This window comes from Pseudocitrobacter cyperus (assembly GCF_039889165.1).
GTDB lineage: Bacteria > Pseudomonadota > Gammaproteobacteria > Enterobacterales > Enterobacteriaceae > Pseudocitrobacter > Pseudocitrobacter cyperus.
Map to the genome: position 1 here is coordinate 81,898 of NZ_JAYMYY010000003.1, position 13,741 is coordinate 95,638.

At 53.4% G+C, this 13,741-nt stretch carries 10 protein-coding genes; 2 read left to right on the top strand and 8 right to left on the bottom strand.

The features are described from left to right. Window positions 1-654 precede the first annotated feature (654 nt). The 3 genes from idi to VSR74_RS12005 all read right to left on the bottom strand — a co-directional run bounded on the left by idi (window position 655) and on the right by VSR74_RS12005 (window position 2,901). Complete coding sequence (gene idi / locus VSR74_RS11995) at window positions 655-1,215, bottom strand: isopentenyl-diphosphate Delta-isomerase (RefSeq protein ID WP_347794948.1); 561 nt, start codon at window positions 1,213-1,215, stop codon at window positions 655-657. Window positions 1,216-1,325: 110 nt separating this feature from the next. Then, window positions 1,326-1,460 (bottom strand): hypothetical protein, encoded by a 135-nt coding sequence (locus VSR74_RS12000; RefSeq protein WP_347794949.1) that lies wholly within the window; start codon window positions 1,458-1,460, stop codon window positions 1,326-1,328. Further along, window positions 1,453-2,901, bottom strand: coding sequence for a nucleobase:cation symporter-2 family protein (locus VSR74_RS12005; RefSeq protein ID WP_347794950.1), 1,449 nt, complete (start codon window positions 2,899-2,901; stop codon window positions 1,453-1,455). Before VSR74_RS12005 ends, VSR74_RS12000 begins: the two co-directional genes overlap by 8 nt. 431 nt (window positions 2,902-3,332) lie before the next feature. On the opposite strand from VSR74_RS12005, the gene ygfT reads away from it, so the two are divergent. Together ygfT and VSR74_RS12015 are read left to right on the top strand one after the other, a co-directional pair. Continuing rightward, window positions 3,333-5,258: a formate-dependent uric acid utilization protein YgfT gene (gene ygfT, locus VSR74_RS12010; RefSeq protein ID WP_347794951.1), complete on the top strand. Its 1,926-nt coding sequence runs from the start codon at window positions 3,333-3,335 to the stop codon at window positions 5,256-5,258. Continuing rightward, entirely contained in the window at window positions 5,255-5,743 is a 489-nt protein-coding gene (locus tag VSR74_RS12015) for a 4Fe-4S dicluster domain-containing protein (protein ID WP_347794952.1), read from the top strand. The genes ygfT and VSR74_RS12015 overlap by 4 nt, the downstream gene beginning before the upstream one ends. Before the next feature lie 33 nt (window positions 5,744-5,776). Here the strand turns inward: VSR74_RS12015 and VSR74_RS12020 are convergent, their stop codons facing one another. The 5 genes from VSR74_RS12020 to ygfM all read right to left on the bottom strand — a co-directional run bounded on the left by VSR74_RS12020 (window position 5,777) and on the right by ygfM (window position 13,739). Further along, window positions 5,777-7,144: an NCS2 family permease gene (locus VSR74_RS12020; RefSeq protein ID WP_347794953.1), complete on the bottom strand. Its 1,368-nt coding sequence runs from the start codon at window positions 7,142-7,144 to the stop codon at window positions 5,777-5,779. Between the two features lie 28 nt (window positions 7,145-7,172). Further along, entirely contained in the window at window positions 7,173-8,489 is a 1,317-nt protein-coding gene (guaD, locus tag VSR74_RS12025; protein ID WP_347794954.1) for a guanine deaminase, read from the bottom strand. Window positions 8,490-8,509: 20 nt separating this feature from the next. Beyond that, on the bottom strand, window positions 8,510-9,910 hold the full coding sequence (locus tag VSR74_RS12030; RefSeq protein WP_347794955.1) for a nucleobase:cation symporter-2 family protein: 1,401 nt from the start codon (window positions 9,908-9,910) through the stop codon (window positions 8,510-8,512). 182 nt (window positions 9,911-10,092) lie between these two features. Next, window positions 10,093-12,963 carry a molybdopterin-dependent oxidoreductase Mo/Fe-S-binding subunit gene (locus VSR74_RS12035; RefSeq protein WP_347794956.1) on the bottom strand — a complete coding sequence of 957 codons (2,871 nt, stop codon included), beginning with the start codon at window positions 12,961-12,963 and terminating at the stop codon, window positions 10,093-10,095. Continuing rightward, window positions 12,960-13,739, bottom strand: a complete 780-nt coding sequence (ygfM, locus tag VSR74_RS12040) for a molybdopterin-dependent oxidoreductase FAD-binding subunit (RefSeq protein WP_347794957.1) — start codon at window positions 13,737-13,739, stop codon at window positions 12,960-12,962. The genes VSR74_RS12035 and ygfM overlap by 4 nt, the downstream gene beginning before the upstream one ends. Window positions 13,740-13,741: the final 2 nt, after the last annotated feature.

A 13,741-nucleotide genomic window follows, 5' to 3' on the forward strand; every position in this document is an offset into this window, starting at 1 on the left:
GTGAGCATCGGGGCTTTTTTTCACCCTCACCCTAACCCTCTCCCTGAGGGAGAGGGGACAGATTGTGCCGGTGGTTGATTCTGGTGCAGGTTTTCTCCCTCTCCCTCAGGGAGAGGGGACAGATTGTGCTGGTGGTTGAGTCTGGTGCAGGTTTTCTCCCTCTCCCTGAGGGAGAGGGGACAGATTGTGCTGGTGGTTGAGTCTGGTTCAGGTTTTCTCCTTCTCCCTGAGGGAGAGGGGACAGATTGTGCTGGTGGTTGAGTCTGGTGCAGGTTTTCTCCTTCTCCCTGAGGGAGAGGGGAGAGATTGTGCCGGTGGTTGAGTCTGGTGCAGGTTTTCTCCTTCTCCCTGAGGGAGAGGGGACAGATTGTGCCGGTGGTTGATTCTGGTGCAGGTTTTCTCCCTCTCCCTGAGGGAGAGGGGACAGATTGTGCTGGTGGTTGAGTCTGGTGCAGGTTTTCTCCCTCTCCCTGAGGGAGAGGGGAGAGATTGTGCTGGTGGTTGAGTCTGGTGCAGGTTTTCTCCCTCTCCCTGAGGGAGAGGGGACAGATCGTGCCGGTGGTTGATTCTGGTGCAGGTTTTCTCCTTCTCCCTGAGGGAGAGGGGAGAGATTGTGCTGGTGGTTGATTCTGGTGCAGGTTTTCTCCCTCTCCCTCAGGGAGAGGGCAGGGGTGAGGGTACAAACCGCATCAGCTTATCCCGCGCCTCTTGCGAACCATACTGCAATACCATCCACGGGCTGAATGCCCACGGTGTGGCGGCCAGTGCCTGGAAAAGCGCATCTAATGAAACCCAGTGGCTATCCATCACTTCGTCCGGGTTCAGCACAATGGTATTGGTTAACCTTGCCGCATAGACCGGGCAGACTTCGTTTTCCACAATGCCGCTGGCGTCCGTTTCGCGATAACGAAATTCCGGATAAACCGGGGTAATGTCGGTGAGCTCCGCGCCGACTTCGAAACGGCAGCGGCGGGTAATAGCCTGTTCAAAAGATTCGTTCAGTTGCGGATGACCGCATACCGAGTTAGTCCAGACGCCCGGCCAGGCTTTTTTACTGAGCGAACGGCGGGTAATCAGAATCTGGCCTTTGTTATCGAAAATCCAGCAGGAGAAGGCGAGGTGAAGGGGCGTAGTGGTGGTATGCGCCGCATATTTCTCCAGTGTGCCGATCGAATTTCCCAGCTCATCCAGTAATATGACGTGTTCCTGTCGCATAGTGTCTCAATGTGATTCTTATCTAACAGTATTGCGACAGTATAAATAACATGTAGCGGTTTTACTGGTAAAAATTTCGACACCCGCACTTTTAGCCGGGTGTCGAGGAATCAGAAGAGCGTCAGCGCAAACTGGAATCGGCTTTCAATGCCCTGCGCGATAACATCCGATACGGCCGGAATGGTCATCAGCAACAGCAGAATCAGGCTAACCAATCCTCGAATGACGAGATTCTTTCTACTCATCGCGCTGCTCCTTTTTTAGCTTGCGTAACAGCAGCAGCATGCGAACAGTCCGCACTTTCATCCCACTGGCCGCACTCTCTTCCTGCGCCATTTCGGTATGATGCTGATAACCGTTAAAGAAGAGGTTCAGAACAACCGCGCTGACGGTGGCAAGCATGATCCCGCTGTGGAGTAACGGCTGGAGAACGCTGGGCAATTTGGAGAAGAAATCATGCGAAAGGGTCGGTGTCATGCCCACACCGAGGCTGATGGCGACAATATAAAGATTGTAACGGTTCGTCGTATAGTTACCGCGGGACAGAATACGGATACCCGTTGCCAGCACCATACCAAACATCACTAAACCCGCACCGCCAAGGACGAACTGTGGAATAGATGCCACCAGTACCGCCATCTTGGGCACCATGCCGAACAAAATGAGAATAATGCCGGAGGCAATACATACCCAGCGACTATGAACGCGCGTTACGCTGACCAGGCCGACATTCTGAGAAAATGAGGTGTGAGGAAAGCTGTTGAACAGACCGCCTATCATCGTACCGACGCCATCAACGCGCAGGCCACGGATGATATCCTGCGAGGAGAGTTTTCGACCGACGATTTCGCCAAGCGCCAGAAACATCCCCATGGATTCAATAAATACGATAACCAGCACCGCTGTCATGGTCAGGATAGATACGGGATCAAAAACCGGGGTGCCAAAAGCCATGGGGGTCACAATGGCAAACCAGGCTGCATCATGCAGGCCAGAGAGATTAACCTCGTTAATCATCCAGGAGAGGATAAATCCAAATATAATACCCAATAAAACGGCAACATTTGACATGAATCCTTTGGCATAGCGAGTGATGAGTAATATAAATATAAGTACGGCAAAAGAGATGGCTAAATAAACGGGATTGCCATACTCAGGATTACCCTTGCCGCCTGCCGCCCAGTCGATACCAACCTGAATAATACTTAAGCCAATAGAAGTAATGACCACGCCGGTGACTAAAGGAGGGAATAATGGCATCAAACGCCCAATTAACGGGGCGAGTAATGTTGTAATAATCCCCGCAGCAATGGTTGCGCCAAATATCCCTAACAGGCCAATATCGGGATTGATGCCAATCGCAATCATTGGGGTGACGGCGGCAAATGTGACCGACATAATGACGGGTAAGCGGATGCCCATAAAACGCCCGATTCCCACACACTGAAGTAATGTCACGATGCCACAGCAAAAGAGATCGGAGCTAATGAGCATGGCGATAGCTTCTTTGCTCAGCCCCAGCCTGTCGCCGATCATCAGCGGCACAGCCACGGCGCCTGCGTACATCACTAATACATGCTGTAGCCCGAGAATGACAAGTTTCCCTGGTGATAACAGACGGTCTACTTCATCTGTCGCGCGACCTTGCCCGGAAGCAGGGGGAAGTTGAGAGTCGATGGCGCTCATGAGTTTCTCCTTTCTCTCGCCAAAAGCCAAAAATGAACAACATTCAGCAATAGCATGCTCGTGGAGTGCCAGTTTTCATCTGCGTGGAGCCAATGTGATTAAAATGCGTGAAAGGTCACATAAATTCCGTTTTTAACTTCAAGGCTGCATAAGGGGTAATCCGGAATCGATTTTGATTTTATCATCTTGATAAAAAACTAATCATTCTGAAATGGTTATTCACGATGGATGAGAAAGTCCGTTCGCGAACTTTAATAAAATGAGGGAGGGCACACGGAATGGCAAAGAGGTTAAGTAAGGAGCCAATTAGGAATTTTATTTGACGGATATCGCAAAAATCATCTTCCGTTTTTTTAGCACCAGAAAAAATGCCCATTTATTGCATCAGCCGTGTAGCGGAAGCAAAACCAATGATTGAAAAAGGGAAGCCCATGAAAAAGTTTATCGTTTCTGATGCAACGGAATGTATTGGCTGCCATGCCTGTGAAATTGCGTGTGTTGTCGCCCATAATCAGGAAAACTGGCCGCAGAACCGTGGTGATTTTTTCCCCCGGCTTCATGTGGTGAATAAAGGAAAATCAGCAAGCGTTGTTGTCTGCCACCAGTGTACGCATGCCCCTTGCGTCGCCTCCTGCCCGGTTGATGCGTTGACCTATCAACATGGGCAGGTGCAGCTAGATGAACGGCGTTGTATCGGCTGTAAAAACTGCGCAATCGCTTGCCCATTCGGGGTTATCGACATGGTCGCGCACGGGGCGCAGAAATGTGACCTTTGCGCACAGCGCGTCGCCGGTGGCCCGGCGTGTGTGCAGGCCTGCCCGACTCAGGCAATTCGTCTGATGGATGACCATGGTATTGAACAACTGCAAAAAACGAGACGACATCAGGTCGTTTCAGGCGCGTTAGCGCAAACAAAGGTCTCCTCTTGCCGTCGCGCATTTCTGAAGACACCTGCGCGCAAAGGGGCGGAAAAAACGTCGGCAGAAGAGCGAAAAACACATTTTAATGAAATTTATCAAGGGTTAAGCAGCGAGCAGGCGTATTTTGAAAGCGATCGCTGTCTGTACTGCGCCGAAAAAGCGAATTGCAACTGGTCATGTCCGCTACATAACGCGATTCCGGATTATATTCGTCTCGCAAAAGAGGGGCGCATTCTCGAGGCCGTTGAGCTGTGCCATCAAACCAGCTCATTGCCGGAAATTTGCGGCAGAGTTTGCCCGCAGGACAAACTCTGCGAAGGCGCGTGTACTCTAAAAGGACATTCCGGAGCCGTCTCGATCGGCAATATCGAGCGCTATATCACGGATACGGCGCTGGCTTCTGGTTGGCGTCCCGACCTCAGTAAGGTTACACCTCGTCCGCAGCGTGTTGCGGTAATTGGCGCCGGGCCGGCGGGTCTGGGGTGTGCGGATGTCCTGGCTCGTGAAGGCGTGCATGTTGACGTCTTCGATCGTCACCCGGAGATCGGTGGCATGCTGACGTTTGGTATCCCCTCTTTTAAGCTCGAAAAACAGGTGCTGGTTACACGGCGGGATATCTTCACCACCATGGGGATCGATTTTCATCTTAATGTTGAAGTGGGGTGCGACATTCCCTTCAACCAGTTAATGGATCAGTACGATGCCATTTTTATTGGCGTCGGTACGTATGGCTTGATTCAGGCTAAGCTCCCCCATGAGGACGCGCCGGGTGTAATTCAGGCATTACCGTTTTTAATTGCTCAGACGCGCCTGCAGATGGGGTTGCCCAGGAGCGACGAATATCCGTTGACGGATTTAACCAACAAACGCGTCGTTGTGCTGGGTGGGGGCGATACCACAATGGATTGCCTGCGCACTTCGGCACGATTAAACGCGGCCAGCGTGATCTGCGCCTATCGTCGTGACGAAGCCAGTATGCCTGGCTCGCATAAGGAAGTGGTTAACGCGCGCGAAGAGGGCGTTGAGTTCCTGTTCAATGTGCAGCCGCAGTATATTGCCTGTGATGATGAAGGACGGCTCTCCGCGGTCGGGTTGATTCGCACTGAAATGGGTGAAGCGGGCCCGGATGGTCGCCGCCGTTCACATCCGATCAGTGGTTCGGAATTTGAATTGCCGGCGGACGTGCTGATTCTGGCTTTTGGTTTTCAGGCGCATGACATGCCCTGGCTTCGGGGTTCGGATATTGAACTTGATAAGCGAGGCTTGATAAAAACGGGTGGCGAAGGTCGCTTTTTAACACAAACCCGCATTGATAAGGTGTTTGCGGGTGGCGATGCTGTGCATGGCGCACATCTGGTAGTGACAGCGATGGTCGCAGGTCGTCAGGCTGCACGCGATATGCTTGCCCTGTTTGAACAGAAGGAGCAGCAAAAATGAAGGCATTTATCGTAGCGGATGAGGCGCGATGTATTGCCTGTCGTACCTGTGAAGTTGCCTGTGCTCTGGCGCATTCTGCGGAGGATGCCGGGCAGTTGGCGGCATTCTCACCACGCCTGAAGGTTCAACGTTTGGGGGAGGTAAGCGTTCCGGTTATGTGTCATCAGTGTGAACGCGCCTCATGCGTCGAGGCTTGTCCGGTAGGAGCACTCACGATTGGGAAGCGGGCAGTCGACGCGGACGATACGCGCTGTATTGGGTGCCTGCGCTGCGTGATTGCCTGCCCATTCGGGGCGATTACCGTTGAGACGCCTCCCGGTGCGGAGACGTCGGCCATTTTAAAATGCGATCTCTGCGGACACAGGGAAGAAGGGCCTGCCTGTGTGGGTACATGCCCAACGCAGGCGTTACAACTGATGACTGATGCTGAACTGCGTCGCTATCGTCGCGGGCGCATTGCGAAAAGCGCCGTGCACCCACGTTGAATGAAAGCCGCGTCATCTGGCGCGGCTTTATACTTATATCGCCCACCCACCGGCATAGAATGCGACCAGCGCAAGGGTAATAATCACCGTACCAATATTGAGTTTTTGCCATTCACGGGCAGACACCCGGCCAATGACAAGGGTGACAAACCCCAGCATGATGCCGGTGACAATATTACATGTCAGCACGATAAAGACCGCGCACACCAGCCCGGACATGGCGTCGATGAAATCATCAAAGTCCAGTTTTGCCACGTTACTCAGCATCAGCAAACCCACATACATCAGCGCGGGCGCGGTGGCGTAACCTGGGATCAGATATGAGAGAGGGGATAAAAACAGAATGAGCAGGAAAAGGACACCCACGACGGTGGCGGTCAACCCCGTTTTGCCGCCTGCGGCCGTCCCCGCGGCTGACTCAATATAGACCGCCGCTGGCGCTGCGCCGACCAGCCCGGAGAACACTGAGCTAACGGAGTCGCTGGTTAATGCCCTTCCACCATTGATGATTTGATTATCTTTATCCAGCAGGTTGGCCTGGCCTGCAACGGCGCGAATCGTTCCTGTTGCGTCAAATACGGCGGTCATGACCAGTGCGAGGACGCTGGGTAATACCGTGGGTTTGAGCGCTCCCATAATATCCAGGCTGAAAATCAGTGATTTACCATCTTCACCGCTCAGGCTCGGCATGGCCACCAGACCGTGGAACTTCACGTCAGGATCGAAGATCAAACCGATGACCGAAATGAGGATGATGACAATGAGGATACCGCCAGGTATGCGGCACTTCTCAAGGCCGAAAATGATCGCCAGGCCCAGTAAACTCATCATCACCGGAAAGGAGGTAAAGGCACCGAGTGCGACGGGCAATCCTTCTAACGGATTTTTAATGACCATACCTACGCCGTTTGCCGCGATTAACAGCAGAAACAGGCCAATACCAATCCCGGTGCCGTGCGCGATGCCCATAGGTAAATTGCGCAGGATCCAGGTGCGGATGCCTGTCACTGAAATAGCGGTAAAGATAACCCCCATCAGGAATACCGCGCCTAAAGCCACCGGTACGCTGATATGCTGCCCAAGCACCAGGCTGAAAGCGGTGAACGCCGTCAGGGAAATGGCGCAGCCAATAGCCATGGGCAGGTTCGCCCATAACCCCATGAGCAGGGAGCCGAATCCCGCAACCAGACAGGTGGCGACAAAGACCGCCGCAGGGGGAAAACCGGCTTTCCCTAACATACCGGGTACCACTATCACGGAATAGACCATAGCGAGGAACGTGGTAAAGCCTGCCAGCACTTCCTGGCGAACGGTGCTACCACGGGCGGAAATATGGAAATAGGCATCCAGCGCCCCGTCAGGCCTGGACTTATCAGATGTGTGTAAAGTATTTCCAGACATAATACTGCCCTCTGTGGAATAACAGGAATCAGGTTCTTTCGTAAACCAGACGGCCATCGATATAGGTGCGATAGATAGAGCGATCGTCGCCGAGCGTCATCATCACGAATAATTTGTCGACCAAAGAGACGGAGTTGTCATAGCGCAGTTGCTGTAATGGCGTCACCGTTGGCTCCAGTACAATAAAATCGGCCTCCTTGCCCGGCGTGAAATTACCAATCAGATGATCCAGACCGAGCGCTCGCGCGCCGCCGAGAGTGGCAAGGTAGAACGCTTCATACGCTGAGAGTCGATAACCCTGCAGTTGCGAGACTTTGTAAGCCTCATTCAGGGTTTGCAGCATGTTAAACGTGGTGCCAGCGCCTATGTCGGTACCCATCCCAACTTTGATTTTTTTGTGCCAGGCTTTGCGCAGGTTAAACAGGCCGCTGCCAAGGTAGAGGTTTGAAGTAGGGCAAAATGCGATGCTGGAATCGGTCTCTTTGAGGCGATCCCACTCTTTTTCCTCCAGATGGATGCAGTGGGCGAAGACGCAATTTTTGCCGGTCAGACCGTACTGGTGGTACACATCCAGATAGCCGTCATGATCGGGATAAAGCTCTTTCACCCAGGCTATTTCATTTTTATTTTCACACAGGTGCGTGTGTAGCCAGGTGTCGGGATACTCTTCTCGCAGACGTTGCGCCATGGCTAACTGTTCCGGAGATGAGGTCGGCGCAAATCGTGGCGTGATCGCATAGAGCAGACGTCCGTTTTTATGCCAACGCTCAATTAATGCTTTGCTCTGCTGATAGCTGCTTTCGGCATCATCCAGAAGATAGTCCGGCGCATTACGATCCATCATGACTTTTCCGGCGATCATCCGCATATTGATATGGCTTGCCGCTTCAAACAATGCATCCACCGATTGCGGGTGCACTGTGCCGAATACCAGCGCCGTCGTTGTACCGTTTCGCAGAAGTTGTTTAATGAAAAATGCTGACATCTCGCGGGCATATTCCAGATCCTGATAGCGCCGCTCTGCAGGAAAGGTATGTTTATTCAGCCACTCCAGTAATTGTTCGCCGTAAGCGCCTACCATTTCACTTTGCGGATAGTGAATATGCGTATCGACAAACCCCGGTACGACGAGTTTGCCCCGATAATCCCGCACGCGAATGGAATCGGGAATTTTATGTTTCCCGTCTTCCCATTTGCCAAACCACAGCACCTTACCATCCTGAATCAGCAGCAATCCGTCTTCGATAAATCGCAGAGCCGATTCTAATTCCTCTGGATGCTCGATCGTGCGGGTGATATCGATGAAGCCGCCACGCACCGCTTTGAGCGTGTGTTTTCCCATCATTGTGAACTCCTTTACTGATATTAATCCGTTTCTTCTGTTGCCCGGACGGCGGGGAAAATTTCCTCTTGCCGATAGCCGCCGGGAAGAATGATATTCAGTACCATGGCGGTTAACCCACCGGCACAAATGGGGTTCTCTACCAGCACATAGATTGAGGTTGGAAGGATTTTGAAGATCTCAGGATCATATGAAACGCCCAGTCCGAGCCCCAGTGAGGTGGCAACAATTAAGGTTTCCCGGCGTCGCAGGCCGTTTGAAATAATGATGCGGATCCCTGCGATGGCGATCATTGAGAACATCAGCGTCATTGCGCCACCGAGCACCGCTGAGGGGATTGTCGTGAAAAAGCCGCCAATCATCGGGAAAAGGCCAAGCACAATCAGGATGATGGCGATAATGCGTCCGACATGGCGTGAGGCGACCCCCGTCATTTGAATCACGCCGTTGTTTTGCGCGAAGGTGGTCAATGGCAGAGAGCCGAGTGCGCAGGCAATAACTGATACGAGGCCATCCGCGAGCACGCCGCCCCTCAGGCGCGATAAATACTCCTCGCCCTGGATCGGGCGTCGCGACACCATGGCGGTTGCGGTAATGTCGCCGACGGCTTCAAGGACGCTCAGCAGGTAGATGGTGCCGACGACGAGGAAGTGGTGAAAACTGAACTCGAAACCGTATTTGAACGGAACCGGTAACGTGACGAGAGGAAGATTGCGCAGTCCGCTAAAATCGACCATGCCCAGGCATAGTGAAACGAGGTAGCCTATAATCAGGCCGATCGCGATGCCCCCCATTCGGAGCAATGGGCTTCGACAGCAGTTAAAGCCGATGACCACCAGCAGCACCAACAGCCCTACGCCAAGATTCTCGTAATTTCCGTACGTTCCGCTGGCTTTAGCCGCAAAGCCGCCACCGAAATCAATGATTCCGACTTTGATCAGACTGAGTCCGATCATTAACACCACGATGCCGCTAACGGTCGGGCTAATCACCCGGCGCAGGTAAGGCAAAATGAATGAAGACCCCACCACTAAAAAGGCGCCGACGAATGAGACGCCAAGCAGCGACGAGATAATTAATTCTTCATGAAAGCCGTCGCTTTTAAGGCTGCTGCCGAGGGCAATCATGACGGTGACAAATGAGAAATTAACCGACTGTATTGAAAGTAAACCGGAGCCTACGATGCCGTAACGGTTGACCTGCAGCCAGGTGCCAATACCCGATGCAATCATTGCCATGGAGACCAGATATGCGGTGGTGTCGGGGGAAAGCTGTAAGGTCGCGCCGACGATGAGTGCTGGCGTAACCATAGGAACGAAAATAGCCAGCAGGTGGGTAATTGCGCCCACCATGGCCTGGTGAAAGGGAGGGCGATCCTCCAGTTCATAAATAAGATCGGAACCTGCACGGGTTATATCAGACATCCCTTCACTCCTTCTAAGTAAATTTGATCATCTGATTCAGCAGGATAAATTCTGTGAGTTTTGGACGCAGGAAGCCCGGAGCACCGTTCGCTCTATTCACAGACAGCAATTTAAACGTTATCGAATCGTTGAATCAGGCCGCCCCGGTGAAGGTGATTCGCAACCGGAGCGGCCTGGTGTTGTTATATTTTTCCTAACGCTGTCAGTATTTTCTCCGGTGTAAAGTGCCACTCTCGCAGCCAGACGCCGCAGGCATCATGGATCGCGGTGGCAATAGCCGGCGCCGCGCCGTTAACGCCAATTTCAGAGATGGATTTAGCGCCAAAGGGGCCGACTTTATCATCGCTGGGGACTAACACTGCGCGGAAATCACGCGGGATATCGCCAATTTTGGGGGCGCCGTAGGTGCGCAAATCACGGGTAAGTGGGTGGCCTTCACGATCGTAGATAATTTCTTCGCTCAGGCTATGACCAATGGCGCGCAAGGTTGCGCCGTAGATCTGTCCTAACGCCAGTTCTGGGTTTACTGGCGTACCGCAGTCCAGCAGCGCATAAAACTTGTCGAGCCGGATTTCGCCGCTACGCACATTGACCGCCACTTCCGCAAAGTTTGCGCCATACGGGAAAGCAAAATCAGGCGTGATGTAGCACGCGGTTGCGGAGAGCGCGCCAAAACCCGTTCCGGTTTCTCCCTGATGCGCAATGTCGCCATAGCTGACTTCACCGCGTTTGCCCCGTACCACACCCGGCGCGGCAATGACGACATCAGCCAGCGGCTCATTTAGCATCTGAGCGCCATGGAAGAGAATTTTTTCACGCAGATTTTCCGCTGCCATGCGGGCGGCATTACCTGAGAAGCAGGTGCCGGAAGAGGCATATGCGCCTTTATCGAACAATGCGCTATCTGTATCCCCCGAAATCACCTGAACGTCAGATGTTGGGCAGTGCAGGACTTCGGCAACCAGTTTAGTCACCACCGTATCCAGCCCGGTACCAATATCCGCGCCGCCAGACTGAACAATCACGGTACCGTCTGATTCCAGCTTGATCAGGCAGTTGGCCTGGTCAATATCCGGAATACCTGATTTCTGCATGATAATGGCCACGCCGCGGCCGATTCGCCAGTCGCCCGACTGTGCTTTAGGAGACGACCACTGAATCATTTCGCGGCCCTGGCGCAGGATCGCCTCAAGGGCGCAACTGGCTGCCGTCGGCACGGATGTTGGTGCTTTTCCTTCGCCGATTGAGCCCAGAATCTTCAGTTCCTGGCCTTCGTGGACGCGGTTGCGTTCAATAATATCGAGTTGATCGATCTGAAGCTGATCGGCCAGTTCCGCCAGCGCCATGGTGATGGCAAAGTTACCTTTAGGCGCGCCGTAGCCCTGATAAGCGCCGGTGGGGCAAATGTTGCTGTAGTAGGTGGTGACCCGGAAGTCGACGTTATCGCAAGGGTAAAGCGGCAGCGACAGCGCAGGGCCGTTGGAAGGAACGGTCAACGCATGGTTTCCGTAGGGGCCGGTGTTCGCGCGGAAGTCCATTTTGATGGCGGTCAGGCGGCCATCTTTCTTCGCGCCAAGCGTTACGGTGACGTCGGCCACGTGACGAGAGGTGTTAGCGATAAACTCCTCTTCACGGGTATAGCGGAAATAGACCGGCCGCCCGGTGACGCAGGTTGCCCACGCGCATACTTCTTCCAGCAAGATGTCTTGTTTGGAACCGAACCCGCCGCCTACGCGTTCTTTAATGACGTGAACTTTGTGTTGTTTCATGCCGACGAGGCGAGCAACCTGACGACGGACATGCCAGGGAACCTGGGTTGAAGCGTGAATAATCAGCCGGTCGCCATCCATCCGGGTAAAGCACAGGTGCGGTTCGGCCGGACACTGTTGGGCCTGCGTGGAAGAATAGGTGCGCTCGATGACCACATCCGCCTCGGCAAAACCTTTTTCCATATCGCCAATGTGACCATGTAAGCCCGCCGCAATATTTTTGCGCGGTCGTGCGCCAATCGGGAAATTGATAATCATATGTTCGCCGCGTTGGGCGGCGTGCTGATTATCTTCTTCCAGAGTATCCGGTGCGCCAGCGACATACACCACCGGTTCATCGTGAACGACGGGCGCATCGTCCGCCATCGCTTCTTCGATGGACAGAACGGGCTTGAGCACCTGATATTCCACTTCAATGAGTTTCAGCGCCGCCAGCGCTATCTCCTCAGACTCGGCCACGACGGCGGCAACGCGATCACCCACGTGGCGCAGTTTCTTACCAAACATGCGGCGATCAAGAGGAGAAGGTTCCGGCGCACTCTGACCGCCAGGCGTGTAGTAAATATCGGGGCAGTTACGGTGGGTAATGACGTGCACCACGCCCGGTAAGGCTTCTGCTTTGCTGACGTCAAGGTGAGTAATCAACGCGTGGGCATGCGGGCTGCGGAGCATTTTGATAATGCAGGCATCAGACGTAACGCGATCTTCCACATAGCAAGGTTTAGCCTGCACCATTTTGGCCGCATCTGTTTTGGGATGAAGCTTACCCACCACGGCCAGATCGTCACGGAATGTCGGAGCCACATCCAGGGTAGCCTGCGGATTGGTTTTACGTGCGCAGGCTAGCGCAATCACCTGATAATATTGCTGCCAGCCCGCGTCACGGCTGAACAGACCGGATAGCGCATCGTCTATCTCTTCGCGCGTCGGCTCAGGGTTGCGCTCAAGCAGATCGGTAATGATCAATGCCGCGGCAGGGTCGTTATAACCTGATTGTACTACGCCGACATCGACCATCGCCTGTTGCACCAGACTTAATGCGTTCCATTGCCCCAGCGCTTCAGTTGTTCTGATTTCAGCATTAGCCAGTTGGGCGGCAATCAGCAGAGAGGCGTTTACAATACGTCCATTGAATAAAATCGCATCGGAACCGGCGAAACCAAAGCCATCATCACTGTTCCTGACGGAATGCATGCCTAGGTTAAATAATAATTTTTGTACGTTCTCGCCGGGATTAACCTTTAATTCACGCGCAACGTTATTAAGTGAAAAATGAATAATCATAGAATGTCCTCCCCTCTCTGCTGGCAGTCAGCGTAGAGGTCTGCGACCACGATGCCTGCGATGTAGCGCTTGTACGCGATGCTTCCACGAAGATCTTCTTGCGGGGAAATGGATCCGGCGACCGCGTTTTCTAATGCTTTCCCCTCCAGTCCCTGCGTTTCGACATCATGCAAGCGCATGGCGCGGGCTGCGACGCCGTCCATGGCAATGCGAATGCCTTGTTTATCGGTGAGTGCGACAGCGGCCGTCATGACGGTTAAGCCGGCTGCTGAGCGGCTGATTTTTCGGGTCGCGCAGGCGCGGTAGGGATCTTTAATGACGATCTCGGTAATCAGTCGATCGCCAGGGCAGGCCAGATACTCTTCCAGCGATAGGGTAGTGCCATCACCAAAAACCAATACAGAATCAAGCGCTAACAGGACAGGCAGCAGCACGGACTCTTCCTGCTGAGCGGCAATTTCGCCGCCGAGGGTGGCCTGATTACGCAAGTGGCGTGAATAAATGAAACCCAGCGCATCATGCAGCGCTGCCGGAAGGTACGGGGTATCGCGCAGGAGTTGTAGTCGGGTCGTTGCGCCAATACGCAGTGCGCCGTTATCCCAGTCAGTCCACTCCAGTTCGAGATCCTGAAGCGAAATAGCGATACGTTTATCAGTTTGTGTCGGTGTGGCATTAAGCTTGCTGCCGCCAGAAAACCAAACAGCGTCATTTTGATAGCGACGTTTTAGTTCCAGTGCTTGCTCCACCGAATCGGGTTTGAAAAATTGCTCGATCATAA

What these genes read in the sequence shown, in the direction of transcription:
- VSR74_RS12000 (WP_347794949.1), bottom strand. Translation starts at nt 1,460, where the DNA reads ATGAGTAGAAAGAATCTCGTCATTCGAGGATTGGTTAGCCTGATTCTG.
- ygfM (WP_347794957.1), bottom strand. Translation starts at nt 13,739, where the DNA reads ATGATCGAGCAATTTTTCAAACCCGATTCGGTGGAGCAAGCACTGGAA.
- VSR74_RS12020 (WP_347794953.1), bottom strand. Translation starts at nt 7,144, where the DNA reads ATGTCTGGAAATACTTTACACACATCTGATAAGTCCAGGCCTGACGGG.
- VSR74_RS12035 (WP_347794956.1), bottom strand. Translation starts at nt 12,963, where the DNA reads ATGATTATTCATTTTTCACTTAATAACGTTGCGCGTGAATTAAAGGTT.
- guaD (WP_347794954.1), bottom strand. Translation starts at nt 8,489, where the DNA reads ATGATGGGAAAACACACGCTCAAAGCGGTGCGTGGCGGCTTCATCGAT.
- idi (WP_347794948.1), bottom strand. Translation starts at nt 1,215, where the DNA reads ATGCGACAGGAACACGTCATATTACTGGATGAGCTGGGAAATTCGATC.
- VSR74_RS12030 (WP_347794955.1), bottom strand. Translation starts at nt 9,910, where the DNA reads ATGTCTGATATAACCCGTGCAGGTTCCGATCTTATTTATGAACTGGAG.
- VSR74_RS12015 (WP_347794952.1), top strand. Translation starts at nt 5,255, where the DNA reads ATGAAGGCATTTATCGTAGCGGATGAGGCGCGATGTATTGCCTGTCGT.
- ygfT (WP_347794951.1), top strand. Translation starts at nt 3,333, where the DNA reads ATGAAAAAGTTTATCGTTTCTGATGCAACGGAATGTATTGGCTGCCAT.
- VSR74_RS12005 (WP_347794950.1), bottom strand. Translation starts at nt 2,901, where the DNA reads ATGAGCGCCATCGACTCTCAACTTCCCCCTGCTTCCGGGCAAGGTCGC.